The sequence below is a fragment of the Salinispora pacifica CNR114 genome (assembly GCF_000514775.1).
Lineage (GTDB): Bacteria > Actinomycetota > Actinomycetes > Mycobacteriales > Micromonosporaceae > Micromonospora > Micromonospora pacifica.
Genome location: NZ_AZWO01000001.1, coordinates 80,738 through 104,667 on the forward strand (window position 1 = coordinate 80,738; position 23,930 = coordinate 104,667).

At 70.9% G+C, this 23,930-nt stretch carries 26 protein-coding genes; 19 read left to right on the forward strand and 7 right to left on the reverse strand.

The window, feature by feature from the left end:
- Nucleotides 1-34 precede the first annotated feature (34 nt).
- From B118_RS0100465 to glmM, 6 genes are all read left to right on the forward strand, one after another.
- A complete protein-coding gene (locus B118_RS0100465; protein ID WP_018222622.1) occupies nucleotides 35-292 on the forward strand; it encodes a DUF6364 family protein in 258 nt (85 codons plus the stop codon).
- A complete protein-coding gene (locus tag B118_RS0100470) occupies nucleotides 270-575 on the forward strand; it encodes a type II toxin-antitoxin system PemK/MazF family toxin (RefSeq protein ID WP_018222623.1) in 306 nt (101 codons plus the stop codon). Before B118_RS0100465 ends, B118_RS0100470 begins: the two co-directional genes overlap by 23 nt.
- Nucleotides 576-770: 195 nt before the next feature.
- A complete protein-coding gene (locus tag B118_RS0100475) occupies nucleotides 771-2,138 on the forward strand; it encodes a NarK family nitrate/nitrite MFS transporter (RefSeq protein WP_018222624.1) in 1,368 nt (455 codons plus the stop codon).
- A 242-nt stretch (nucleotides 2,139-2,380) separates the two neighbouring features.
- Nucleotides 2,381-2,824 (forward strand): 50S ribosomal protein L13, encoded by a 444-nt coding sequence (rplM, locus tag B118_RS0100480; protein ID WP_018217015.1) that lies wholly within the window; start codon nucleotides 2,381-2,383, stop codon nucleotides 2,822-2,824.
- 20 nt (nucleotides 2,825-2,844) lie between these two features.
- Complete coding sequence (rpsI, locus tag B118_RS0100485; protein WP_018222625.1) at nucleotides 2,845-3,309, forward strand: 30S ribosomal protein S9; 465 nt, start codon at nucleotides 2,845-2,847, stop codon at nucleotides 3,307-3,309.
- Between the two features lie 114 nt (nucleotides 3,310-3,423).
- A complete protein-coding gene (gene glmM / locus B118_RS0100490; RefSeq protein WP_026270432.1) occupies nucleotides 3,424-4,779 on the forward strand; it encodes a phosphoglucosamine mutase in 1,356 nt (451 codons plus the stop codon).
- A gap of 42 nt (nucleotides 4,780-4,821) precedes the next feature.
- Here glmM and B118_RS0100495 read toward each other — a convergent pair whose 3' ends face one another.
- Nucleotides 4,822-6,009, reverse strand: a complete 1,188-nt coding sequence (locus B118_RS0100495) for a pyridoxal phosphate-dependent aminotransferase (protein WP_018222627.1) — start codon at nucleotides 6,007-6,009, stop codon at nucleotides 4,822-4,824.
- Nucleotides 6,010-6,172: 163 nt separating this feature from the next.
- Here B118_RS0100495 and glmS point away from each other — a divergent pair, with 163 nt between their 5' ends.
- From glmS to B118_RS0100550, 11 genes are all read left to right on the forward strand, one after another.
- The gene (gene glmS / locus B118_RS0100500) at nucleotides 6,173-8,086 is read left to right on the forward strand and encodes a glutamine--fructose-6-phosphate transaminase (isomerizing) (RefSeq protein WP_018810179.1); all 1,914 of its coding nucleotides are present in this window, start codon (nucleotides 6,173-6,175) and stop codon (nucleotides 8,084-8,086) included.
- Between the two features lie 123 nt (nucleotides 8,087-8,209).
- Nucleotides 8,210-8,578 carry a holo-ACP synthase gene (locus tag B118_RS0100505; RefSeq protein ID WP_018222629.1) on the forward strand — a complete coding sequence of 123 codons (369 nt, stop codon included), beginning with the start codon at nucleotides 8,210-8,212 and terminating at the stop codon, nucleotides 8,576-8,578.
- A 43-nt stretch (nucleotides 8,579-8,621) separates the two neighbouring features.
- A complete protein-coding gene (locus B118_RS0100510) occupies nucleotides 8,622-10,127 on the forward strand; it encodes an NAD(P)H-hydrate dehydratase (RefSeq protein ID WP_028192249.1) in 1,506 nt (501 codons plus the stop codon).
- Between the two features lie 21 nt (nucleotides 10,128-10,148).
- Nucleotides 10,149-11,267, forward strand: coding sequence for an alanine racemase (alr, locus tag B118_RS0100515; RefSeq protein WP_018810177.1), 1,119 nt, complete (start codon nucleotides 10,149-10,151; stop codon nucleotides 11,265-11,267).
- Entirely contained in the window at nucleotides 11,264-12,358 is a 1,095-nt protein-coding gene (locus B118_RS0100520) for an alpha/beta fold hydrolase (protein WP_018222632.1), read from the forward strand. Before alr ends, B118_RS0100520 begins: the two co-directional genes overlap by 4 nt.
- Nucleotides 12,355-12,864, forward strand: a complete 510-nt coding sequence (gene tsaE, locus B118_RS0100525; RefSeq protein ID WP_018222633.1) for a tRNA (adenosine(37)-N6)-threonylcarbamoyltransferase complex ATPase subunit type 1 TsaE — start codon at nucleotides 12,355-12,357, stop codon at nucleotides 12,862-12,864. The genes B118_RS0100520 and tsaE overlap by 4 nt, the downstream gene beginning before the upstream one ends.
- Nucleotides 12,865-13,006: 142 nt before the next feature.
- Nucleotides 13,007-13,708 carry a uracil-DNA glycosylase gene (locus tag B118_RS0100530; protein WP_028192250.1) on the forward strand — a complete coding sequence of 234 codons (702 nt, stop codon included), beginning with the start codon at nucleotides 13,007-13,009 and terminating at the stop codon, nucleotides 13,706-13,708.
- A gap of 55 nt (nucleotides 13,709-13,763) precedes the next feature.
- Nucleotides 13,764-14,441: a tRNA (adenosine(37)-N6)-threonylcarbamoyltransferase complex dimerization subunit type 1 TsaB gene (tsaB, locus tag B118_RS0100535; RefSeq protein ID WP_026273984.1), complete on the forward strand. Its 678-nt coding sequence runs from the start codon at nucleotides 13,764-13,766 to the stop codon at nucleotides 14,439-14,441.
- Nucleotides 14,438-14,941, forward strand: a complete 504-nt coding sequence (gene rimI, locus B118_RS0100540; RefSeq protein WP_028192251.1) for a ribosomal protein S18-alanine N-acetyltransferase — start codon at nucleotides 14,438-14,440, stop codon at nucleotides 14,939-14,941. Before tsaB ends, rimI begins: the two co-directional genes overlap by 4 nt.
- Nucleotides 14,934-15,998: a tRNA (adenosine(37)-N6)-threonylcarbamoyltransferase complex transferase subunit TsaD gene (gene tsaD, locus B118_RS0100545; protein ID WP_028192252.1), complete on the forward strand. Its 1,065-nt coding sequence runs from the start codon at nucleotides 14,934-14,936 to the stop codon at nucleotides 15,996-15,998. Before rimI ends, tsaD begins: the two co-directional genes overlap by 8 nt.
- The gene (locus tag B118_RS0100550) at nucleotides 15,995-16,249 is read left to right on the forward strand and encodes a hypothetical protein (protein WP_018222638.1); all 255 of its coding nucleotides are present in this window, start codon (nucleotides 15,995-15,997) and stop codon (nucleotides 16,247-16,249) included. The genes tsaD and B118_RS0100550 overlap by 4 nt, the downstream gene beginning before the upstream one ends.
- Before the next feature lie 34 nt (nucleotides 16,250-16,283).
- On the opposite strand, the gene B118_RS0100555 is transcribed toward B118_RS0100550, so the two are convergent.
- The 5 genes from B118_RS0100555 to B118_RS0100575 form a co-directional block, all read right to left on the reverse strand.
- A complete protein-coding gene (locus B118_RS0100555) occupies nucleotides 16,284-17,465 on the reverse strand; it encodes an ROK family protein (protein ID WP_018222639.1) in 1,182 nt (393 codons plus the stop codon).
- 63 nt (nucleotides 17,466-17,528) lie between these two features.
- Entirely contained in the window at nucleotides 17,529-18,791 is a 1,263-nt protein-coding gene (locus B118_RS0100560; RefSeq protein ID WP_018222640.1) for a sugar ABC transporter permease, read from the reverse strand.
- Nucleotides 18,788-19,603: an ATP-binding cassette domain-containing protein gene (locus tag B118_RS0100565; RefSeq protein WP_028192253.1), complete on the reverse strand. Its 816-nt coding sequence runs from the start codon at nucleotides 19,601-19,603 to the stop codon at nucleotides 18,788-18,790. Before B118_RS0100565 ends, B118_RS0100560 begins: the two co-directional genes overlap by 4 nt.
- Before the next feature lie 104 nt (nucleotides 19,604-19,707).
- A complete protein-coding gene (locus B118_RS0100570) occupies nucleotides 19,708-20,796 on the reverse strand; it encodes a sugar ABC transporter substrate-binding protein (protein ID WP_018810172.1) in 1,089 nt (362 codons plus the stop codon).
- Between the two features lie 199 nt (nucleotides 20,797-20,995).
- Nucleotides 20,996-21,586 (reverse strand): TetR/AcrR family transcriptional regulator, encoded by a 591-nt coding sequence (locus tag B118_RS0100575; protein ID WP_028192254.1) that lies wholly within the window; start codon nucleotides 21,584-21,586, stop codon nucleotides 20,996-20,998.
- 84 nt (nucleotides 21,587-21,670) lie between these two features.
- Between B118_RS0100575 and B118_RS0100580 the strand changes: the two genes are divergently transcribed.
- Nucleotides 21,671-22,582 (forward strand): ABC transporter ATP-binding protein, encoded by a 912-nt coding sequence (locus B118_RS0100580; RefSeq protein WP_028192255.1) that lies wholly within the window; start codon nucleotides 21,671-21,673, stop codon nucleotides 22,580-22,582.
- Nucleotides 22,563-23,300 (forward strand): ABC transporter permease, encoded by a 738-nt coding sequence (locus B118_RS0100585; protein WP_028192256.1) that lies wholly within the window; start codon nucleotides 22,563-22,565, stop codon nucleotides 23,298-23,300. The genes B118_RS0100580 and B118_RS0100585 overlap by 20 nt, the downstream gene beginning before the upstream one ends.
- A 147-nt stretch (nucleotides 23,301-23,447) precedes the next feature.
- Here the strand turns inward: B118_RS0100585 and ybaK are convergent, their stop codons facing one another.
- A complete protein-coding gene (gene ybaK / locus B118_RS0100590; RefSeq protein WP_018810169.1) occupies nucleotides 23,448-23,930 on the reverse strand; it encodes a Cys-tRNA(Pro) deacylase in 483 nt (160 codons plus the stop codon).

A 23,930-nucleotide genomic window follows, 5' to 3' on the forward strand; every position in this document is an offset into this window, starting at 1 on the left:
GACTGATGGTCGTACCCCTGGGTAGGCTGCCGGCATGACTGCCAAGGTGACCCTGTCGCTCGCCGACGAGACGATCGAGCAGGCCCGGTGGTTCGCCCGACGCGAGGGGCTCTCTCTGTCCGCCTGGATGGACCAGGCCGCCCGGGAGAAGACGCTGCGGGCGGTTTTCTCCGCCCACGCTGACGCGGTCAGCCGCGCCGGTCTCGACTGGGAAACCCCCGCGCTCGCTGACGCCCACGAGGTGGGGCTGGTCAACGACCTGCTCCGCGGTGGCCGTCCGCGTGCTGCATAGGGGCGAGGTCTGGCGGATCTCGGGGGCCCGGGAGCGGCTGGGGCTGGTCGTCAGCTCCGACGTCTACAACTCCACCGCGGTGCCGATCGTGATCGTGGCGGAGGTGGTGGAGACGGCGCTGCTGCGGGACTCCCCCCTCGCGGTGTCGATGGGCGAGCGGGTGGTGATGCCGGACCGGCTCTCCTCGCCGATGAAGCAGTGGTTCTCCGAGTGCGTGGACGTGGCCGACCATGAGGTCATGCGTCGGGTCGGCCGGGCGCTGCGCATCCTGCAACAGCTCTGAGTCACCTGCCGCTCGCCCTGCTGCGAGCGCTCCTCACCGGTCGGTGTCCAGCTCGGTGCGCGCACCGTTGCCTCCCCGAATCCAGCGACGAACGCTGCGGTAACGCCGGCTTCCTAGGTTCCAGCCGGGCCCGTTCGACACCGACCAACCGGTGCGGCCGGCGGGCCAGGACGGCCCGGCCGGAAGGAGCGCCTGATGACGACGAGCGTGCCCGCGACGACCACGGCGGAGGAGATCGACCTGCACCGCGGCCGGGGCCGCTGGATTGGCCACTGGGATCCGGAGGACGAGAACTTCTGGCGGACCGTCGGTCGGGCTGTCGCCCGGCGCAATCTCATCTATTCGATCTTCGCCGAGCACATCGGGTTCTCCGTCTGGCTGCTCTGGAGCATCGTGGTGGTCCGGTTGGACGATGTCGGCTGGACGCTGACCACGAGCCAGGCGCTCTGGCTGACCGCCGTGCCCAGCGGTGTCGGCGCACTGTTGCGACTGCCGTACACCTTCGCGGTGCCGGTCTTCGGTGGGCGGAACTGGACCGTGATCTCCGCCCTGCTGCTGATCATTCCGGCTGCCGGGTTGGCCTGGGCGGTGCAGCACCCGGAGATCGGATTCGTGCCGCTGCTGCTGATCGCGGCCACGGCCGGGTTCGGCGGCGGGAACTTCGCCTCCAGCATGGCGAACATCTCGTTCTTCTATCCGGAGCGGGAGAAGGGGTGGGCGCTTGGGCTGAATGCGGCGGGCGGCAACATCGGGGTCGCCGTCGTGCAGTTCCTGGTGCCGCAGGTGATCGTGCTGGGCGGTGGCCTCGCGCTGGCCCGAGCCGGCCTGATGTACCTCCCGCTCGCGGTGATCGCGGCGGTCTGTGCCTACCTGTTCATGGACAACCTGGTCGAGGCCAAGGCGGACGTGGGGCCGGTCTGGTCTTCGCTGCGGGACCGGAACACCTGGATCATGTCGTTGCTGTACGTCGGCACGTTCGGCTCCTTCATCGGCTACTCGGCGGCCTTCCCGACGCTGCTCAACGGGGTCTTCGGTCGGCCCGACATCGCGTTGTCCTGGGCGTTCCTCGGTGCGGCGGTGGGCTCACTCTGCCGACCCTTCGGCGGTCGTCTCGCCGACGCCGTCGGTGGCGCCCGGATCACCGTGGCCAGCTTCGTGTTGATGACCGGCGGCGCGTACCTGGCGCTGTGGTCGGTACGGGAGCGTTGGCTGGAGCTCTTCTTCCTGGCCTTCATGCTGTTGTTCGTGGCCACCGGGGTCGGCAACGGATCGACGTACCGGATGATCTCTCGGATCTTCCAGGTGCGGGGGGAGGAGCTTGGTGGTTCGCCGGAGATCATGCGTGCCATGCGCCGGCAGGCGGCCGGGGCGCTCGGGATCATCTCCGCGGTCGGGGCCTTCGGCGGCTTCCTGGTCCCGATCTGCTACGCGTGGGCGAAGTCGGCGTACGGCAGCATCCAGCCCGCGCTGTGGTTCTATGTCGGTTTCTTCCTGCTGCTGACCGTGCTGACGTGGGTTGTGTACCTGCGCCCGGGGGCCCGGCTGGCCTCGGCTCGGGTGTGATTTCGGTCATCATCGACCAGCGCCGTGGGTGGGAAGCCAGCCTGTCCCGGCCCAGCCCGGCAGGCCGACCGGACCCCGTTTTGCCGGCTGGCCTGACGTTGGGTATCGTTACCTGCTGTTGTGCGACATCTAGGGGCGTGCCGTCTGAGGTGCGCTTGGTCGTTCGTGCGCGCTGGCTCGGCCGGAAAGTCATGGTCACCCGGCGCGCAGGCCCCAGACCGACGACGAGACAAGGTAAACCTGTGCGTACGTACAGCCCGAAGCCGGGTGAGATCGAGCGTCAGTGGCACGTTATCGACGCCTCTGATGTCGTGCTGGGCCGCTTGGCCACCCACGCCGCCACGCTGCTGCGCGGCAAGCACAAGCCGACTTTCGCGCCGCACGTCGACACGGGCGACTTTGTCGTCATCGTGAACGCCGGCAAGGTCGCGCTGACCGGTAACAAGCGGCAGCAGAAAATCGCCTACCGGCACTCCGGTTACCCCGGCGGCCTCAAGCAGGTCGGCTACGACGAGCTGCTGACCAAGCGCCCCGAGCGGGCCGTTGAGCTGGCCGTGAAGGGCATGCTCCCGCACAACAAGCTGGGCCGGAAGCTGATTAAGAAGCTGAAGGTCTACGCCGGTGCCGAGCACCCGCACGGCGCGCAGCAGCCAGTGCCGTTCGAGATCAAGCAGATCGCGCAGTGAGCGCGGGCGAAGGAAGCAGCATGACCGACATCATCGCCACCGAGGTCGCCCCCGAGGCCGCCGAGGCGCTGGCGCCCGTCGTCCGCGCGCCCCTTGGTGACCGGCCGATCCAGACCGTGGGTCGCCGCAAGGAGGCCATCGTCCGGGTCCGTATCGTCCCGGGCACTGGCAAGATCACCTGCAACGGCCGGGACCTTGAGGCGTATTTCCCGAGCAAGGTGCACCAGCAGCTGATCAAGGACCCGCTGGTCACCACCGAGAAGGCGGAGGAGTTCGACGTCATCGCGAACCTGCGGGGCGGCGGCACCACCGGTCAGGCCGGTGCGCTCCGGCTGGCCATCGCCCGCGCGCTGATCGCCAGCGAGCCGGACGACCGTCCGGCGCTCAAGAAGGCCGGCTTCCTGACCCGGGACGCGCGGGTCAAGGAGAGCAAGAAGTACGGCCTCAAGAAGGCCCGTAAGGCTCCCCAGTACTCGAAGCGCTGACGATCAGCTGCTCGTTGTACTTCTGACGGACGGCCGGGCCGCCTCCTGCGAATGGAGGTGGCCCGGCCGTTCCCGTTTTTCACCATCGGCAGTCGCATCGGAGGTTTGACGGGAATGGGTCGGTTGTTCGGCACGGACGGGGTACGGGGACGGGCGAACGCGGATCTCACCCCCGAGTTGGGGCTCGCGGTAGCGGTCGCCGCCGCGCACACCCTCGCCGAAGCGGATCGGAGCCACCCCCCGCTGGCCGTTGTCGGCCGGGACACCCGGGCCAGCGGCGAGATGCTGGAAGCCGCGGTGGTGGCCGGGCTGACCAGTGCCGGCGCGAACGTCGTACGGGTCGGCGTCCTGCCGACCCCGGCGGTGGCGTTCCTCACCGCGGAGGCCAAGGCCGATATCGGGGTGATGCTCTCCGCCTCGCACAATCCCATGCCGGACAACGGCATCAAGCTCTTCGCCGCCGGTGGGCACAAGCTACCGGACGAGATCGAGATGAAGATCGAGACGGCGGTCGAGACGAACGCGACGACCGCCTGGGAGCGTCCGGTCGGGGCGGGGGTCGGCCGGGTCCACGACCTGCTCGACGGCGCCGACCACTACGTGCAGCACCTGGTCGGCACCGTGCCGCACCGGCTGGACGGGATCAAGGTCGTGGTGGACTGCGCCAACGGTGCCGCCGCCGAGGTGGCACCGGCGGCGTACCGGGAGGCCGGCGCCGAGGTGGTCGCGATCCACGCGGAGCCCGACGGCCTCAACATCAACGACGAGTGCGGCTCCAACCACGTGGCGGCGCTCCGGCAGGCCGTCGTCGAGCACGGCGCGCAGCTGGGCATCGCCCATGACGGCGACGCCGACCGTTGCGTGGCGGTCAGCGCCGACGGTGACGAGGTGGACGGCGACCAGGTGATGGCGATCCTCGCACTGGCGATGCGGGAGGCCGGCACGCTCACCGACGACACCCTGGTGGCGACCGTGATGAGTAACCTCGGCCTGCGGATAGCCATGTCGCGGGAGGGGATTCGGCTGGTCGAGACGAAGGTCGGTGACCGGTACGTGTTGGCGGAGCTGCGCGCCTCCGGCCTGGCGCTCGGTGGCGAGCAGAGCGGGCACATCGTGATGCCCGCCCACGCGACCACCGGCGACGGCGTGCTGACCGGCCTGCACCTGATGTCCCGGATGGCGGGGACCGGCAAGTCCCTGGCCGAGCTGGCAGCCGTGGTTACTCCGCTGCCTCAGGTTCTGATCAACGTGCCGGTCGGTGACCGTACGGTGGGTGCGGCGGCTCCGACCGTACGGGCCGAGGTCGCGCGGGCTGAGGCCGAGCTGGGCGACACCGGCCGGGTCCTGCTGCGTCCCTCGGGCACCGAGCCACTGGTCCGGGTGATGGTGGAGGCCGGTACCGAGACGACGGCGCGGGCGGTGGCCGAGCGGATCGCCGAACAGGTTCGTACCGCCAGCCCGGTCAGCTGACCTGGTGTATCCCCGCCGGCGATGGGTGCCGGCGGGGCGCGTTCACCGGGCCAGCCGCCGCAACCGGGTGACGGCCTCGGCCAGGACCTCCGGGCGTTTGCAGAAGGCGAACCGGACCAGCCGCCGGCCGGCCTCCGAGTCGTCGTAGAAGACCTGGGTCGGGACCGCGACCACGCCACAGCGTTCCGGCAGCGCGCGACAGAACTCCACCCCGTCTTGGGCACCGAGCGGTGTCACGTCGGCGGTGACGAAGTAGGTGCCCTCCGGTGGTCCGACCCCGAACCCGGCATCGGCGAGGCCGGTGACGAGTTGGTCCCGGCGGGCCTGCATCCCGGCCCGGAACTCGGTGAAGTAGCTGTCGGCCAGGCCCAGCGCCACCGCGACCGCGGGTTGCAACGGCGCGGCGTTGACGAAGGTGAGGAACTGCTTGACCCGCAGGACCGCCGACACCAGCGACGCCGGCCCACTCGCCCAGCCGACTTTCCAGCCGGTACAGGAGAAGGTCTTGCCGGCCGAGGAGATCCGCAGCGTCCGCGTCCGCATCCCGGGCAACGTGGCGAGGGGCACGTGGCCAGCGGTGGCATCGGTGAAGGCGAGGTGTTCGTAGACCTCGTCGGTGACCGCGTACGCGTCGTACTCGTGGCACAGCTCGGCCACCAGGGCCAGTTCGGTGGGGGTGAAGACCTTGCCGGTGGGGTTGTGCGGGGAGTTCAGCAGCACCAGCCGGGTACGCGGCCCGAACGCGGCGCGCAGCTCGTCCGGGTCGACCGCGTACCGGCCGGCTGCTCCGGGGCGCAACGTCACGGGGCGTCGACGGGCGCCGGCGAGCGCGATCGAGGCGGCGTACGAGTCGTAGTAGGGCTCGAAGCAGACCACCTCGTCGCCGGGCTCACAGAGGCCCAGGATCGCCGCTGCGATCGCCTCGGTGGCGCCCGCGGTCACCACGATCTCGCCGTCGGGGTCGTACTCCAGGCCCCAGAACCGTTGCTGGTGCGCGGCCACGGCGGTGCGGAGTGCGGGGATGCCAGGGCCGGGCGGGTACTGGTTCTGCCCGCCGCGCAGCGCCTCCGCCGCGGCGGCCAACATCTCGGGTGGGCCGTCGGTGTCCGGAAAGCCCTGGCCGAGATTGACCGCCCCGGTTCGGCCGGCGAGGGCGGACATCTCGGCGAAGATCGTCGTCCCGAAGGGGCGCATTCGGGCTACCAGGGCATCGACATGGGCGGTCGTCACGTCTGTCAGCCTACGGACTGTCCGGGTCCGTTCAACCCTGCCGCGGTCGTAGATCGTCTTTCGTGACGCTCGGTAGCCGCTCGCACCATTCACTCAAATCGGATGCTTGTTTACCCGCCTTTCGAGCACCACGGATGAGTGAAACTGGGTTAGGCTGCCACCCATGTGTGGAATCGTGGGTTACGCCGGCGCGCGCCCGGCGCTCGGCATCGTGCTCGATGGGCTGCGACGGCTGGAGTACCGCGGCTACGACTCGGCCGGCGTCGCCATCATCTGCGCGGATGAACTACTGGCGGAGAAGAAGGCCGGCAAGCTGGCCAACCTGGAGAAGGTCCTCGCCGAGCGGTCCGCGCGGGATCCGGAGGCCTGCGCCGCATCCCCGATCGGGATCGGGGATGGGGTCACCGGAATCGGCCACACCCGTTGGGCCACCCACGGCGGCCCCACCGACCGCAATGCCCACCCGCACCTCTCCCCGGACGGACGGGTTGCGGTGATCCACAACGGCATCATCGAGAACTTCGCGAAGCTGCGCGCCGAGTTGGAGGCCGACGGGATCCAGTTCGGCAGCGACACCGACACCGAGTGCACCGCCCACCTGCTCGCCGCGGCCCTCGCCGACCTGCGGTCCGCCGGGCATCCGGAGGGGCCGCAGCTGCTCGCCGCCGGCATGCGGGTCGTCTGTCAGCGCCTGGAGGGCGCCTTCACCCTGCTCGCCGTGGACGCCGGCGTTCCGGGCGCGGTGGTCGGCGCGCGGCGGAACTCGCCCCTGGTCGTCGGCCGGGGCGACGGCGAGAACTACCTGGCGAGCGACGTCGCGGCGTTCATCGAGCACACCCGCGAAGCGATCGAGCTGGGTCAGGATCAGATCGTTCTGATCACCGCCGACAGCATCGAGATCACCGACTTCGCCGGCCGGCCCGCCACCGGCAGGGACTTCCACATCGACTGGGACTCCTCCGCCGCGGAGAAGGGCGGTTACGACTGGTTCATGCTCAAGGAGATCGCGGAGCAGCCGCAGGCCGTCGCCGACACGCTGCTGGGCCGGCTCGCCGAGACCGGCGAGATCATGCTCGACGAGGTTCGCCTCAGCGATCAGGACCTGCGCGACGTGGACAAGATCTTCATCGTCGCCTGCGGTACCTCGTACCACGCCGGAATGGTGGCCAAGTACGCGATCGAGCACTGGACAAGGATCCCCTGCGAGGTGGAGCTGGCCAGCGAATTTCGCTACCGAGACCCGGTGCTCGACCGGTCCACCCTGATCGTGGTGATCTCGCAGTCCGGCGAGACGATGGACACCCTGATGGCGCTGCGGCACGCCAAGGACCAGAAGGCACGCATCCTGGCGATCTGCAACACCAACGGCTCCACCATTCCCCGGGAGTCCGACGCGGTCCTCTACACCCACGGTGGGCCGGAGATCGCGGTCGCCTCCACCAAGGCGTTCCTGACCCAGCTCGTCGCCTGCTACCTGATCGGCCTGCACCTGGCCCAGGTGCGCGGGATCAAGTTCGCCGACGAGGTCGCCGCGGTGGTGTCCCAGCTCCAGGACGTTCCGGGCAAGCTGCGCGAGCTGCTGGGGCGGATCGAGCCGGTACGCGAGCTGGCCCGGGAGCTGAAGTCCGAGTCGACCGTGCTCTTCATCGGTCGGCATGTCGGCTACCCGGTAGCCCTGGAGGGCGCACTGAAGCTCAAGGAACTGGCGTACATGCACGCCGAGGGCTTCGCCGCGGGCGAGTTGAAGCACGGCCCGATCTCGCTCATCGACGAGGGCACCCCGGTGATCTGCATAGTGCCGTCGCCGATCGGCCGCGGCATGTTGCACGACAAGATCGTCTCCAACATTCAGGAGGTGCGGGCCCGGGGCGCCCGGACCATCGTGATCGCGGAGGAGGGGGACGAGTCTGTCGTCCGGTACGCCGACCACCTGGTCTACGTACCGCGTACGCCGACCCTGCTTGCGCCGCTGGTGACCACCGTGTCGTTGCAGGTTTTCGCCGCGGAGATCGCCGCTGCTCGGGGCCACGACGTAGACCAGCCCCGCAACCTGGCGAAGTCCGTAACCGTCGAGTGAGTACCGAGGGCGCCGGGAACGTGGTGGCCCCGCGGCCGACGGGCCCACGCACCACGGCCCGGTGGGTGTACCGAGTGGCGGCAACGGCAGCATGCGCGGGCACCGCGCCGGTAGGGTGGGCGCATGATCGTCGGGGTCGGCATCGACGTGGTCCTGGTGGAGCGGTTCGCGCGGGCGCTGACCCGGACACCGCTGCTCGCCGACCGGCTCTTCACCGAAGCCGAGCGGTACACCAGTTCTGGTAACGCCCGTTCGCCCGAGTCGCTCGCCGCCCGCTTCGCGGCGAAGGAGGCGGTGGCCAAGGCGCTCGGTGCACCGAGCGGGCTGAGCTGGCACGACTGTGAGATCGTGCCGGATCCGGATGGCCGGCCGTGGTTGACCGTCTCCGGCACGGTCGCGGCGGCGGCGGTCGAGCGGGGGGCCAACCGGTGGCACCTGTCGCTGTCGCACGACGGGGGGATCGCGTCGGCCATGGTGGTCGCGGAACGCTGATCGGTGGCGTGCCCGGTCCAGCCGGGCACGGGGACGGAGTGGGATGAGACCGGTGTGGCGGGTGGCGAACGTACGCGCCGCCGAGGCGGGCCTGTTGGCGACGCTCCCGCCCGGGACGTTGATGCAGCGGGCCGCTGCGGGGCTCGCCCGCCGCTGTGCGCAGCTCCTCGCCGACCGGGGTGGTGTCTATGGCGCCCCGGTGCTGCTGCTGGTCGGCTCGGGCGACAACGGCGGTGACACGCTCTTCGCCGGCGCCCGGCTGGCCCGGCGCGGGGCGGCGGTGTCGGCGCTGTTACTGACTCCGGGCCGGGCGCACGCCGAGGCGTTGGCGGCGCTGCGGGCCGCGGGTGGTCGGCTGGTCGACCGCCCACCGGCCCGGGTGGACCTGGTGCTCGACGGCATCGTCGGGATCGGTGGCAGCGGTGGGCTCCGGGCACCGGCGGCGCAGCTCGCGGCGGGCCTTGCGCAGTGTCGCGGGCGGGCCGGTGGCCGGGCGACAGTGGTCGCGGTGGACGTACCGAGTGGGGTGTCGGTCGACACCGGGCAGGTGCCGCTGACCGCGGCTGGTCAGCCGGCCGCGATCCACGCCGACGTCACGGTGACCTTCGGTGCCCTGAAGCCCGCGCTGGTGGTGGGCGCGGCGGCGCCGTTGGCCGGCCAGGTTGAGTTGGTCGACATCGGGCTGGAACCCTGGCTGCGTGGCACCGCGGCGCTGCAGATCACCGAGGGGGCGGATGTGACCGACTGGTGGCCCAGGCCCGGACCGGCGACAGAGAAGTACAGCCGGGGTGTGGTCGGTCTCGCCACCGGCTCGGCCGGCTACCCCGGCGCCGCGGTGCTCTCGGTGGCCGGTGCGTTGGCCGGCCCGACCGGCCTGGTCCGCTACGCCGGCACCGCCCGGACGGAGGTGCTGCGCCAACACCCGTCGGTGATCGCTACCGACCGGGTCGCCGAGGCCGGTCGGGTGCAGGCGTGGGTGTGCGGTTCCGGGCTGGGTACCGGCGACGAGGCGGCGGGTGAGCTGCGGGCGGTGCTCGCGGCACCGGTGCCGGCGGTGCTCGACGCGGACGCGTTGACCCTGCTCGGTACGGGCTCCCTCGCCGACCAGCTCCGGCGGCGGGACGCCCCGGTCGTGGTCACCCCGCATGATCGGGAGTTCGCCCGGCTCTCCGGCGAGGCTCCCGGCGACGACCGGGTCGCTGCCGCGTTGGGCCTGGCCACCCGGATGAACGCTGTGGTGTTACTCAAGGGCGACCGGACGGTGATCGGTACGCCCGACGGCCGGGCCTATGTCAACCAGACCGGGACCGCGGCCCTGGCCACCGGCGGTACGGGCGACGTGCTGTCTGGGCTGCTCGGCTCGTTGCTGGCTGCGGGTCTCGCGCCGGAGCGGGCCGCCGCCGCGGCGGCCTACCTGCACGGGCTCGCCGGCCGGGAGGCGGCGCGGGGCGGCCCGGTGGCCTCGCCCGATGTCGCCGTCGCCCTGCGCCCGGTGCTGGCCGGGCTCGGGTGGATCGGTGGATCGACCTGGGCCGGGCCCAATTTCTGATCAACTCAGTAGGCTGGGGGCATGTGGCAGGCCGAGGTACGCGTCGACCTTGACGCGATCCGTGAGAACGTGAGTTGGTTGCGCTCCGGTAGCGCCGCCGAGTTGATGGCGGTGGTCAAGGGGGACGGGTACGGCCACGGCATGGTCCCGGCCGCCCACGCCGCGCTGGATGGTGGTGCCGACTGGCTCGGGGTCTGCACCCTCGACGAGGCGCTCACCCTGCGCCGGGCCGGGCTTACCGTGCCGATCCTGGCCTGGCTGCTCGCGCCGGGCCTGCCGTTGCACGAAGGGGTGCTGGCCGGTATTGATCTCAGTGCGGCCAGCGTGGCGCAGCTCGACGAGATGGTTGAGGCGGGCCGGGTGGCCGGGCGTCCCACCCGGCTGCATCTCAAGATCGACACTGGGCTGTCCCGGGGTGGCGCGACCGTCTCGCAGTGGCCGGAGCTGCTCGATGCCGCGGCGAAGGCGCAGGCTGACGGCGCGGTCGAGGTGGTGGGGGTGTGGAGCCACCTCGTGTACGCCGACGCTCCCGGACACCCGACCACCGACCGGCAGCTTGCCGTCTTCCACGAGGGGTTGAGCATGGTGGAGCAGGCGGGGCTGCGTCCGCGCTACCGCCACCTGGCCAACTCGGCGGCCACGCTGACCCGGCCGGACGCCCACTTCGACCTGGTCCGTCCCGGGCTGGCCGTCTACGGGCTCTCGCCGGTGGCCGGAGAGCGATTCGGCCTGCGGCCGGCGATGACCGCCCGGGCCCGCGTCATGCTCACCAAGCAGGTACCGGCGGGGGCCGGAGTCTCCTACGGCCACACGTACACCACCGAACGGGCGAGCAACCTCGCCGTGATTCCGCTCGGGTACGCCGACGGCGTCCCCCGGGACGCGTCCAACTGCGGCCCGGTGCAGCTCGGTGGCGTTCGGCGGACCATCTCCGGCCGGGTCTGCATGGACCAGTTCGTGCTCGACTGCGGCGACGATCCGGTCGCGCCGGGCGACGTGGCCACCCTCTTCGGCACCGGACAGAACGGGGAGCCCACCGCCGACGACTGGGCCGAGGCGGTCGGGACGATCAACTACGAGATCGTCACCCGTTTCGGCAGCACCCGGGTGCCCCGCTGCTATGACGGCGAGCGTTCGTGACGGCGTCCCGGTTCCGGGTTCCGCTGCCCCGGGCCAGCCACCCCCGGGCCGCGATCGGCGCGTTGGCCGCCGTCGGTGTCGCGGCCGCCGGTCTCGTCGCCGGCGTCGCGACCGAACGCGCGCTGGTCCGTCGGCTGAAGGCTGACCCCACCGACCGGTACGCCGGCGAGGACTTCGGCGAGCGGCGGTTCGACGAGGCGTTGCGGGTGGAGATGCCGGACGGCACCGACATCCACGTGGAGGTGGTCGAGCCGGCCCGGCCGGTTACCGGGAACCCCACCATCGTGCTGGTGCACGGATTCTGCCTGGACCAGGGGACCTTCCACTTCCAGCGCAAGCTGCTCGCCGCCCGGGGTGAGCACCGGATCGTGGCGTACGACCAGCCGGGGCACGGGCGCTCCGGCCAGCTGGAAACCGGCGAGTACGACCTGACCGCACTCGGTCGGACGCTGCGCGCGGTGCTCGACCAGACCGCGCCGGAGGGCCCGCTGGTGCTGGTCGGCCACTCGATGGGTGGTATGACCATCATGGCGTTCGCGGAACTCTTCCCGGAGCTGTTTGGGGACCGGGTGGTGGGCACCGTGTTGCTGGCCACCTCCGGCGGGCTGCTCGCCGAGACCAAGCTGGTCGCCCCGGCGCTGCTGGGCCGGGTCGGTCCGCCGGTGCTGCACCTGATGAGCAACGCCGCCCGCTACGGGAGCCCGGTGATCGACCGAGCGCGTCGGTCCACCTCCAACGTGGCCTGGCTGCTCACCCGCCGGTATGGCTTCGGCACCGGTCACCCCAGCCCGGCTCTGGTCTCCTACGTCGAGGAGATGAATTCCCGGACCTCCGCCGACACCGTCACCCGCTACCTGCGAACGCTCGCCACCCACTCCCGGTTTCCGGCTCTGGCGGCGCTCGCCAGCGCGCCGGTGCTGGTGCTGGTGGGGGAGAAAGACATGATCACGCCGGTGGCGCACTCGGAGGAGATCGTCCGCCGGCTGCCGCACGCCGAGTTCGTCAAGATCCCCGACAGCGGGCATGTGGTGATGTTGGAACACGCCGCCGAGGTGAACGCGGCGTTGATCCGGTTTCTGGAGGAGCTGTGAACCCCGGAAGGCCGATCCGATTCACCCTGCCGACCGTCGCCGACACGCACGCCTTCGGCCGCCGGCTGGCCGGCCTCCTCCGAGCGGGGGACCTGCTGCTGCTGACAGGTCCCCTCGGTGCCGGCAAGACGGCCCTCACCCAAGGCATCGGCGCCGGCCTGGGGGTGGCCGGGGCGGTCACCTCCCCCACCTTCGTGATCGCGCGGGTACACCAACCCGATCCGGTCCGGGGTGGCTCGGTGCCCCTCGTGCACGCCGACGCGTACCGCCTGGGTGATGCGAGCGACCCCCGTGCCGAGCTCGACGACCTGGATCTGGACGCGTCGGTGGACGAGGCGGTGACCGTGGTCGAGTGGGGCGAGGGGCTCGCCGAGCAGCTCGTCGCGGAGCACCTGTGGGTTCGGATCGACCGCCGGGACGACGACACCCGGCTGGTCGACCTGGAACCGGTCGGTGGCGACTGGAGCGCGCGGTTGACCGGCACCCCCGGATTCATCGACAGCTGACACCATCGACCGGTCCCGTAGGGGGCGGGCCGTCCTGGTTGGGGTTGCGGTGGCGACCCGGAGGAGCCTCGCGGGGAGGTGGCCGGTGGTGTCGGAGCCGGCGACTAGAGTGCGCGGGACGCCCCGACCGGAAAGGCCGCCGATGCCCGACGACGCACCCACCCTGGATCTGCTGGCCCTGCTGTCACCGGGGTGGCGGTCCGCGCTCGCCCCGCAGCTCGACCCGGCCCGCACTGCGGCGCTTGCCGGTTTCGTCGCGCAGGAGTACGCCACCCAGACCGTCTTTCCGCCCATGACGGACCTCTTCTCGGCCTACCGGCTCTGCCCGCCGACGGAGACCCGGGTGGTGATCCTCGGCCAGGATCCCTATCACCGGGCCGGGCAGGCACACGGGCTGAGCTTCAGCGTCCGCCCCGGCGTGCCGACGCCGCCCTCACTGCGCAACGTCTTCAAGGAGTTGGGCGCCGATCTGGGCGTGCCGCGACCGGCCGGTGGAAATCTGGCCGGCTGGGCCGCGCAGGGTGTGCTGCTGCTCAACTCGGTGCTGACGGTTCGCGAGGCCAGCCCCGGCTCCCACGCCAACCGCGGCTGGGAGGAGTTCACCAACGCGACAATTCGGGCGCTGAACGCGGTGGATCACCGGGTGGTCTTCTTACTCTGGGGTGGATATGCCCGGAAGAAGGCGGCGTTGGTGACAAACCCGAGCCACGTGGTGCTGGAGGCGGGACACCCCAGCCCGATGAACCCGCGGGGGTTCCTGGGCAGCCGCCCGTTCAGCGCGGCCAACAAGGCGCTCGCCGACGCCGGTCTGCCGACGATCGACTGGGAACGCGCCGCCGCCTGATCGCTCTGCCGGGGTGGGGCCGGTCCCGGCAGCCGGGCGGCTAGGCTGGTTCACCGTGCTCGTACTCGTGGTGGACAGCTCGACTCCCGCGGTGATCGCCGCGCTGGCGCAGGTCACGGCGGCCGGCGTCGAGGTGCGGGCGCAGCGCTGTGCCGTGGACGCCCGAGCCCACGGCGAGCTGCTCGCCCCACAGGTGGACGCGGTCCTGGCCGACGTCGGTGTGCGCCCCTCCGCTCTCGGTGCGATCGTCGCCGGCCTCGGGCCGGGCCCGTTCACCGGGCTGCGGGTCGGGCTGGTCACCGCCGCCACGATGGGGCAGGCGCTCGGCGTGCCAACCTACGGGGTCTGTTCGCTGGACGCCGTCGGCTTCCCGGCCGCCGCCGGCGAGCCGGTCCTGGCGGCGACCGACGCGCGTCGCCGGGAGATCTACTGGGCGGTGTACGACGGGGCCGGCCAACGGGTCGTCGGCCCCGAGGTCTCCGCTCCGGCGGTCGCCGCCGCGCGCGCCCGTGACCTGGCGGTTGTCGCCGCGGTCGGCGACGGCGCGCACCGGTACGCGGCGACGCTGGAGCTGCCGGTCGCCGACGAGCCCCGCTACCCGATGCCGGTGGCCCTGGCGCGGCTCGCGGCGGCGCGGATCGCCGCCGGTGCCCCCGATGAGCCGCTCACCCCGCTCTACCTGCGCCGCCCGGACGCGGTCGCGGCGGCGGGCCGCAAGTCGGTCCTGCCGTGAGTGGGGAAGCGAACCGGGGCGGCGAACCGGGTGGCGGGGGGCGTGGCCTCCAGCTGGAGCGGTTCCGTTGGTGGCACATCGCCGAGGTGTTGCCGATCGAGGCGGACCTCTTCGGTGTCGAGCAGTGGTCTGCCGCCATGTTCTGGAACGAACTCGCCAACGGGCACCACTACCTGGTGGTGACCGAGGGGGAGGCCCTGCTCGGCTACGCGGGGCTCACCGCCATCGCCGGCGAGGAGGCATGGGTGCAGAACATCGCCGTCCGCCGGTCCGCGCAGCGGCGGGGGGTCGGGCGGTTGCTGTTGCGCGCGTTGTTGGCCGAGGCGGCGCGACTGCGGGTGCGCGGCACGCTGCTGGAGGTGGCCGCGGACAACGCCCCGGCGCAGAAGCTTTACGCGGCGCACGGCTTCGAGGCGATCGGGGTGCGGCGCGGGTACTACCAGCCGAGCAACACCGACGCGTTGGTCATGCGCCGGGACGAGGAGTTGATCGATGGCTGACGAACCCCTGGTCCTGGGGATCGAGACGTCCTGCGACGAGACCGGGGTCGGTGTTGTCCGGGGCCACACCCTGCTCGCCGACGCCTTGGCCAGCAGCGTCGAGCAACATGCCCGGTTTGGCGGCGTGGTGCCCGAGGTGGCCAGCCGGGCCCACCTGGAGGCGATCGTCCCGACCATGAACCGGGCGTTGGCGGAGGCGGGGGTGACGCTCGCTGACGTCGACGCCATCGCGGTGACCTCCGGCCCCGGTCTGGCCGGGGCGCTGCTGGTCGGGGTCGCCGCGGCCAAGGGCTACGCGGTCGCCGCCGAAAAGCCGGTGTACGGCGTGAACCACCTGGCCGCGCACGTTGCCGTGGACACCCTGGAACACGGGCCGCTGCCCGAGCCGGCGATCGCCCTGCTGGTTTCGGGCGGGCACTCGTCGCTGCTGCTCGTCGACGACCTGGCCCACGGTGTCACCCCGCTCGGCGCCACGATCGACGACGCGGCCGGCGAGGCGTTCGACAAGGTCGCCCGCCTCCTCGGGCTGCCCTTCCCCGGTGGCCCGTACATCGATCGCGAGGCCCGCGCCGGTGACCCGGCGGCCATCGCGTTCCCCCGGGGGCTGACCGCGGCCAAGGACTTGGCAGCGCACCGCTACGACTTCTCCTTCTCCGGGTTGAAGACCGCGGTGGCGCGTTGGGTGGAGCGTCGGCAGCGGGCCGGCGAACCCATCCCGGTCGCCGACGTCGCCGCCTCCTTCCAGGAGGCGGTGTGCGACGTGCTGATCGGGAAGGCACTGGATGCCTGCCGGTCGAGTGGGGTGCAGACCCTGGTGATCGGGGGCGGAGTGGCGGCCAACTCGCGGCTGCGGGCGATGGCCGAGCAGCGCGCGGCGAAGTACGACATCCGGGTGCGGACGCCCCGCCCGAAGTTGTGTACGGACAACGGCGCGATGGTCGCCGCGCTCGGCTCACACCTGGTCGCCGCCGGTGTCGCGCCGAGCTGCCTGGACCTGCCCGCCGATTCGGCGATGCCACTGACGACAGTCAGTGTTACCGGGGAGGAGCAGACATGATCGTGCGGATGTGGGAGGTACGGGCCGAGCCGTACGGGATGGCCGACCTGATCACCTGGGTGTGTGAGACCGCCCTGCCGGAGTTCGAACACGACCCGCTGCACGTCTCCAGCGAGGTCTTCTCCTCCACCGATCACCGGGTCGTGGTGATCTCGAAGTGGCGGGGCAACCCCCGTCCCCTGCCCGACCCGCCGGTGACCCTGGTCGCGCGTCCCCCGTACTCCTGGGACTTCACGCCGGTCGATCGCTGACCCCAGCGCCGCCCAGTCCACTCGGGGACTGGGTTCAGTGGACGTCGAGCGGGTCGGCGAGGAGCCGTTCGAAGGCGAGTTCGGCCGCGCCGATCAGGGCGGCGTCGTCGCCGAGTTCGGGGGTGCGCAGCCGGACGTGTTCCACACAGGCGGGCAGTGCGCTGGCGTTGAGCCGGCTGCGTACCTGGGCGGCGGCGGCCAGGTAGAGGTCCCGCATGGCACCGCCGAAGATGACCAACTCCGGGTTGAAGATGTTGACGAGGTTGGCCACGCCGAAGCCGAGCCAGTCGCCGGCGGTGCGCACGGCGGTCTGGGCTCGGGCGTCGCCCCGGTCGGCGGCCTCGAAGACTGCCAGCAGCGCTTCTCGGCCCTGGGTGTCGGAGCGGCCGGCCGCCTGCAGCAGACCGTGTTCGCCGATCTCCGTCTCCCAGCAGCCGCGTGACCCACACTCGCAGCGGGTGCCGTCCCGCCGGACCACCATGTGCCCGACCTCGCCGCCGTAGCCGCCGTGCCCGGTCAGCCGACGCCCGCCGGCGATGATGCCGGCGCCGACGCCGACATCGCCGTACAGATAGATCAGGTTGTCGCAGGTGGTGGCGGCGCCGCGGGTGTGTTCGGCGAAGGCCGCCATGTCGGCGACGTTGCCGACGACGACCGGAACGTCCGGCCCCAACTCGGCACCGATCGCCGCACCGATCGGCTCGTCCACCCAGCCCAGCGTCGGGCCGAGCCGGACCAGTCCGTCGTCCCGACGGACCAGGCCGCAGACGGCGACGCCCGCGCCGACACAGATCGCGTCGGCGGGCACGGACTGTCGCATCTCCCGCGCCGCCCGGGCCAGCAACGGCGCGGCCTCGGCGGCGGTGATGCCGCGCGGACGCGCCAGTTCCCGCCGGTCGAGCACCCCGCCGCCGAGACCGATCCGCGCGGCCCGCAGCCGGTCCACCTCGATGCTGTACGCGTACGCGTACACCCGGGCCGACTCGGGCCGGACGACCAGCGACGGTCGTCCGGCCCGGCCGGTCTCCTTCGGTGCCCCCTCGCTCACCAGGCCGGCCGCGGCGAGGTCGGTGGTGAGCGCGCCGATGGTGCTGCGGTTCAGCCCCAGCGTGGTGGTCAGCTCGGCCCGGGACGTCGCCCCGTGCATATGGACGTACCGCAGTAACGCTCCGAGGTTCTGCCGACGGATCTCGTCCTGGCTGGGTCCTGCGCGCATCGCGGCGTACTGCTCCTCAGTGCGGTGGCGGGCGGCGTCGGTGGCCTGGTCGGGCCGGTCCGGTCAGCGGCCGCCGCTGGCGGCGGCCCGGCGCCGGGACAGCGCGTCCACGCTGGCAGCGAGGAGTAGGACCACCCCGGTTACCACGTACTTGACCCCTGAGCTGTAGCCCATCAGACCCATCCCATTGTCGATCACTGCGACGACCGCACCGCCGAGCACCGCGTCGAGGACCCGACCCTTGCCACCGAAGAGACTGGTGCCACCGATCACCGCCGCGCCGACGGCGTAGAGCAGTACGTTACTGCCACCGGTGTTCGGGTCGACCGAGTTGGCCCGGCTGGCGGCGACAATGCCGCCGATCGCGGCCATCGCGGAGCAGATCACGAAGACGGAGATGCGGATCCGGTCGACGTTGATGCCGGCTCGGCGGGCTGCTTCCTTGTTGCCGCCGACCGCGTAGACGTGCCGGCCGTAGCTGGTGCGCTGCAGTACGAAGGTTCCGGCGATCAGCAGTACCGCGATCAGCGGCACCACGATCGGTACGCCCTTCAGGGAATTGATCAGGACGTTGAAGCTGCGTTCCTGGTTGAGGAGGTAGACCGTCGTGCCGAGCACGGTGGCCAGCCCGACGACCCGGGCGAGAACCACGGTGAGTGGGTCGGTGACCAGGCCCCGGGCCGCACGGCTGCGGTACCGCGTCGTCTGGACCGCGGCGTAGCCGGCGACGGCGAGCCCGGCCAGGGCCCAGCCGAGAGCCGGTGGCAGGTTGCGGTTCGCGATCGCCACCAGCACCGGGTCGCGGACCGAGATGTTCCTGCCCTCCTCCATCAGCAGCAGCACGATGCCCTGGAAGGCGAGGAAGCCGGCGAGGGTGACCACGAAGGACGGAATGCCGATCTTCGCGACCAGCATTCCGAGCACGCTGCCGATCAACACTCCGGTGAGCACCGCGGCGAGCACCGCGACGTACCACGGGTAGCCGAGGACGGTGACCACATTGGCCAGTACCGCGGCACAGACTCCGCTGGCGAAGCCGGCGGAGAGATCGATCTCACCGAGCAGCAGGACGAAGACCAGCCCCATGGCGATCAGCGTGACCGCTGCCCCCTGCGTAAACAGGTTGGCGAAGTTGGCGGTGGTGAGGAACGACGGCCGCATGATCGCGAAGACGGTGCAGAGCACGATCAGGCCGAGGACGGCGGGTAGGGCACCGATCTCCCCACCGCGCACCCGGCTGAGGTAGCCGCGCACGTGGCTGGTGAGGGTGGGCACGGCGGCGGGGGTGGCCACGGATTCCTGGTCGGGGAGGGCGGCGCTGGTCATCGGGCGGCTCCCGGGGCGGCGGCGGGCTCCCCGCCGGTGTCGTTCGATCCGTTGCCCGCGTTGAGCCCGAGCGCACCGGAGCGGCCGGCGGTGATCAGCTCAACGATTTGGGCGTGGGTGATGTCGGTGGTCTTCACCTGGGCGACCATCTGGCCCAGGTAGAGCGCGGCGATCCGGTCGGAGACGGCGAAGACATCGTTCATGTTGTGGGAGATGAGTACGACCGCGAGGCCGTTGTCGGCCAGCCGGCGAACCAACTCGAGCACCTGTGCGGTCTGCGCGACCCCGAGCGCCGCGGTCGGCTCGTCCAGGATGACGACCTTGCTGTTCCAGAGCACCGCCTTGGCGATCGCCACGGTCTGCCGTTGGCCTCCGGAGAGGCTGGAAACCTGCTGGCGGAGCGACTTGACGGTGCGGACGGAGAGCCCGGCGAGCGTGTCCGCAGCCATCTGCTCCATGGTCGGCTCGTCGAGCACGAGGCTGCGCCGCTTCTCCCGGCCGAGGAACATGTTCTGCACGATGTCGAGGTTGTCGCAGAGCGCGAGGTCCTGGTAAACGACCTCGATGCCGAGCGCGGCGGCGTCGCGGGGGTTGTGGATGCTCACCGGGCGGCCGTTGAAGAGGAACTCGCCGGCATCGGTCGGGTAGATGCCGCTGATGCACTTGACCAGGGTGGACTTACCGGCGCCGTTGTCGCCGACCAGCGCGGTCACCTGCCCGGGAAAGGCGGAGAGAGCGACGTCACGCAGGACCTGGACGGGACCGAAGCTCTTGTCGATCCCGCGCAGCTCCAGCAGGGGGGTCGCGGACACGGGGACTCCTTAACGCACGTGAGGGGAGATCGTCGTACCACCGGATGCGGCGACACGTCGCCCGGCACGGGGTGGCCCGTGCCGGGCGACGGCCACGCCGGCGGTCAGCTGATGCCGGCGCTCGCGCAGAGTTCGGCGTACGCCTCGGTGCAGACCTCGTCCTTGGTCACGAAGCCGTCGGCGATGACGTCCTTGACGTTCTCCTGGTAGATCGCCTGGGGGGTGAGCAGCACGGCGGGCACATCCCGGCCGCTCTCCGGGTCCTTGACGGTCTGGCCGGTCTCCTTCCGCTCCCCCTTGGCCAGCGAGATGGCCAGTTCGGCGGCGGCCTGGGCCTCCTGCTTGATCGCCTTGTAGACGGTCATGCACTGGTCACCGGCGAGGATGTTCTGTAGGCCCTGCGGGGTGGCGTCCTGGCCGGTGACCGGGACCTTGCCGTTGAGTTTGTTCTTCTTCAGCACCGAGATGGCGGCGTTGCCGAGCCCGTCGTTCGCCGCCAGCACCCCGTCGATCTTGCCGCCGGACTTGGTGAGCTGCTGCTCGAAGATGGTGGCGGCCTGCGCGTTGTCCCAGTCCGGGACGGAGTCGTCCGCGACCTGCTGGTACTCGCCGGCGTCGAACTTCGGCTTGAGGACCGAGTCGTAGCCGTTCTTGAACAGGGTGGCGTTGTTGTCGGTCGGCGCGCCGTTCAGGTACACGATCGACGGGTTCGGCACGCCGCCGTCGGTGAGGCACTTGATCAGGCCCTCGCCCTGGAGCCTGCCGACGGCCTCGTTGTCGAAGCTGACGTAGTACTCCGCGGAGCCGCCGAGGGTCAGGCGGTCGTAGTCGATGGTGGCGACCCCCTGCGACCTGGCTTTGTCCAGGACGGCCTTGCCGGTGCCGGAGTCCAGGTTGACGATCATCAGGGCGGTGACCCCCTGGGTGATCATCTGGTCGGCGATGGTCTGGAACTCGGTCTTGTCACCCTGCGCGTTCTGGATGTCGGCCTCCACGCCGGCCTCCTTGAAGGCCTCCTCCAGAAACTTGCGGTCCGCGCCCTCCCAGCGGGCGGAGGACTTGCTGTCCGGGAGGATCACGCCGACCTTGGGGGTCTTGCCGGCCGACTCCTCGTCGGAGTTGTCGCCACAGGCCGCCATGCTGCCGGTGGCCAGGAGGCCGACGGCGGCAGCGGCGAGGAAACCCTTGCGCATCTGCAGGGTCCTTTCCAGGTGGGGGATTGGGGGATGGTTTGTTGTGTCCGGCAACGTATTCCGCGATCCCTGGAGGACACAAGAGTGTCGAGGTCATGAGTTTGTTGTCGGCAGTAACAATTCGGCAACGTCGTGGTCTCTGGACTGTGACGGGCCCGATCTGCCGTGTCCCTGCCCGGTGCGGTCACCGGCGCGGGGGTCACTTCGGGTGTTCGCGCCCCAGAATCGCCTGGACGCCGGCGGTGTAGACCTCGGCCGGCACCGACTCGGGGTCCAGTAGGCGCTGGAGGCCCACCCCGATGTCGAGCGCCAGGAGCAGGGTGGCCAGCTGGTCGGCGGGGAGGGGGAGATCGACGCCGGTCAGGGTGGCGGCGTCCTGGGCGGTGGCTTCGCGGGCGGTCTGGAGCCATCGGGCCAGGAGCGCTCGCGCGGGTTCGTTGCGCATGCCGTGGAGCCAGAACTCGATGAGCGCCAGCGCGAAGCGGCGGTTCTCGTCCCTGTCCACGTTGGACTCGTAGCTGTCGCCGAGGCGAGCCGCCCAGGTGGCCAGGGACTGGATCGGGTGCGGTTCTTCGTGGCCGCCGACCCTGCGCTCCAGGATCGCCGCGATGAGGTCGTTCTTGCTGCTGAAGTTCGCGTAGATGGCGCCCTTGGTCAGGCCGACGGAGGCGGCGATCTCATCCAGTGAGGTCTGGTGAATCCCGCGGTCGCCGAACCGGGCCTCCGCGGCGTCCAGGAGGCGGGCCCGAGTGAGTTCCTGTCGCTGTGCCCGGGTGAGTCGTTCCGCCATGGGTACCGAACCTACCCCATTGACATACGACCCAGTATCTACATACCGTCTGGTATCTAGATACTAATCGGTATTCGGAGTCTCATGCTGTACATCAACAACCTGACCAAGGTCTATCGCCGTGGGGTGCGCGCCAACGACGGCATCAGCCTGGCGGTAGCCGACGGTGAACTCCTCGGCCTGCTCGGACACAACGGCGCTGGCAAGACCACCCTGCTGAACCAGGTCGTCGGCCTGGCTCGACCAACCGGCGGCACGATCACCCTGCTCGGCCGCGACCCGGTCGCCGAGCCCGCCTGGGCGCGCTCGGTCTGCTCGTTCCAGCCGCAGGCCCACGCCCCACTCACCGGTGTCACCGTCCGCCAGGCGATCGAGAGCATCGGCAGGATCCGCGGTGGTCACCGCCGGGCGGTGCGACGTCGGACCACCGAACTGCTCGCCGCCCTGGACATCGAGCAGTGGGCGGACCAGCCCGGCGAACGCCTCTCCGGCGGGGTGCGGCGGCTCACCGCGTTCTGCATGGCGGTCGTCGAGCCGGGTCGGCTGGTCATGTTGGACGAACCCACCAACGACGTGGACCCGGCCCGCCGGCGCCTGCTCTGGGCACAGGTTCGGGAACTGGCCGCGGCGGGGCACGGAGTCGTCCTGGTCACCCACAACATCGCTGAGGCCGAACGGGTGATCGACACGGTGGTGATCCTCAACCACGGCCGGGTCACCGCCACCGGCCCGCCGGCCGCGCTGGCCCCGGACCGACAGTTGCGCCTGGAGATGAGCGGGACCGACGCACCGGCCGTGCCGGCCTGGGCGCTGCGCACCAGCCGGGCGGGCGACCGGCTCACCATCACCCTCGCCGCGGAGCACGCGCAGCTCGCGGTGGCCTGGGCAGCGTCGATAACCGGCCGCTTCTCGCTCAACCCCGTCGGCCTCGAAGAGTTCTACCTCACCCTGACCGCGAACCCGGAGACCAACCCTGATGCGACCCTGGTTTCGTAGCTACCTGCTCCTGCTGCGCTGGTCGGCGATCCGGCTGCGCTACCTGCTCTCGCTGGTGCTGGTCGTCCAGATCTTCCTCTCGGTGGGGATCGTCCTCGGGTTCGCCTTCCTGCTGCCGCAGATCGACTCGGCCACCGCGCGCTACCTCGCCACCGGGGCGCCGACCCTGGGCCTGATCACGATCGGCATGGTGATGGCACCGCAACTGGTCGCCACCGCGAAGACCGAGGGCACCTTCACCTACAACCAGACACTGCCCGTACCGCGGACCGCGGTTGTGCTCTCGGAGGTCACCACCTGGTTGGTCGTCGGGGCGCCGGGACTGCTCCTCGGGCTACTGGTCGCGGTACTGCGTTTTGATCTCACCCTTGGAGTGAGCTGGCTGGCCGTACCCGCCGCGGTCCTGGTCGCGCTCGCCGCGACGACCGTCGGCCTCGCGATCGCCTACGCGGCCGCGCCACCGGTGACGAACATGGTGACCCAGCTCATCGTCTTCATCGCGTTGATGTTCTCGCCGATCAACTTCCCCGCCGACCGGCTCCCGGAGTGGCTGCAGACGGTCCACCAGGTGCTGCCGTTCCAGCACATGGCGCAGGTGGTTCGCGACTCCCTCACCGCCGGCCCGGAGGGCGTCTCGGCCGCGCCGTACGCGGTCCTGGCCGCGTGGTGCGCCCTCGGCTTCGCCGCCACCCTGCACATCATGACCCGACGAACCTGAGCCGGGCCGGTCGCCGGTCCACTCGCGGACAGGCCTGGGCGGCAAGCCGCCAGACCGCGTCGGACGTAGCCGGCGCTTCGGGAGGGTGGCGCGATCAGCCCGCATCCGGCCAGGGCACCAGGCCAGAGCGCGGGTTGTCCAGCTGGTCTAGGTGGCGGCGATCCGTGCCGTTCGGGCGTTGGTGAGGGCGACCAGATCCTGTGGCGCCAGTTCCAGCTGGAGCCCCCGGCGGCCAGCCGAGACGTAGATGGTCTCGTGGTGAAGGGCGCTTTCGTCGAGCACGGTCGGCAGGTTGCGCCGCTGTCCGAGTGGACTGATGCCGCCGCGTACGTACCCGGTGGCACGTTCGGCCGTTGCCCGGTCGGCCAGCACGGCCCGTTTGGCGCCTACGGCGGCGGACAGGGCTTTGAGGCCGAGTTCTCCGGTCACCGGGACGACCGCGATGGTGAGCGCGCCATCGACCACGGCTACCAGTGACTTGAACACGCGGTCGGCCGGCAGGCCGAGCGTCGCCGCAACAAGTGCTCCGTAGTTCGGGGCGTCCGCCGGCACGTCGTACGGATGGGTGCGGTACCTGACTTTCCGCTTGTTCAGCAGCGTGGTCGCCGGCGTAGCCTGTCGTCGTGCCAC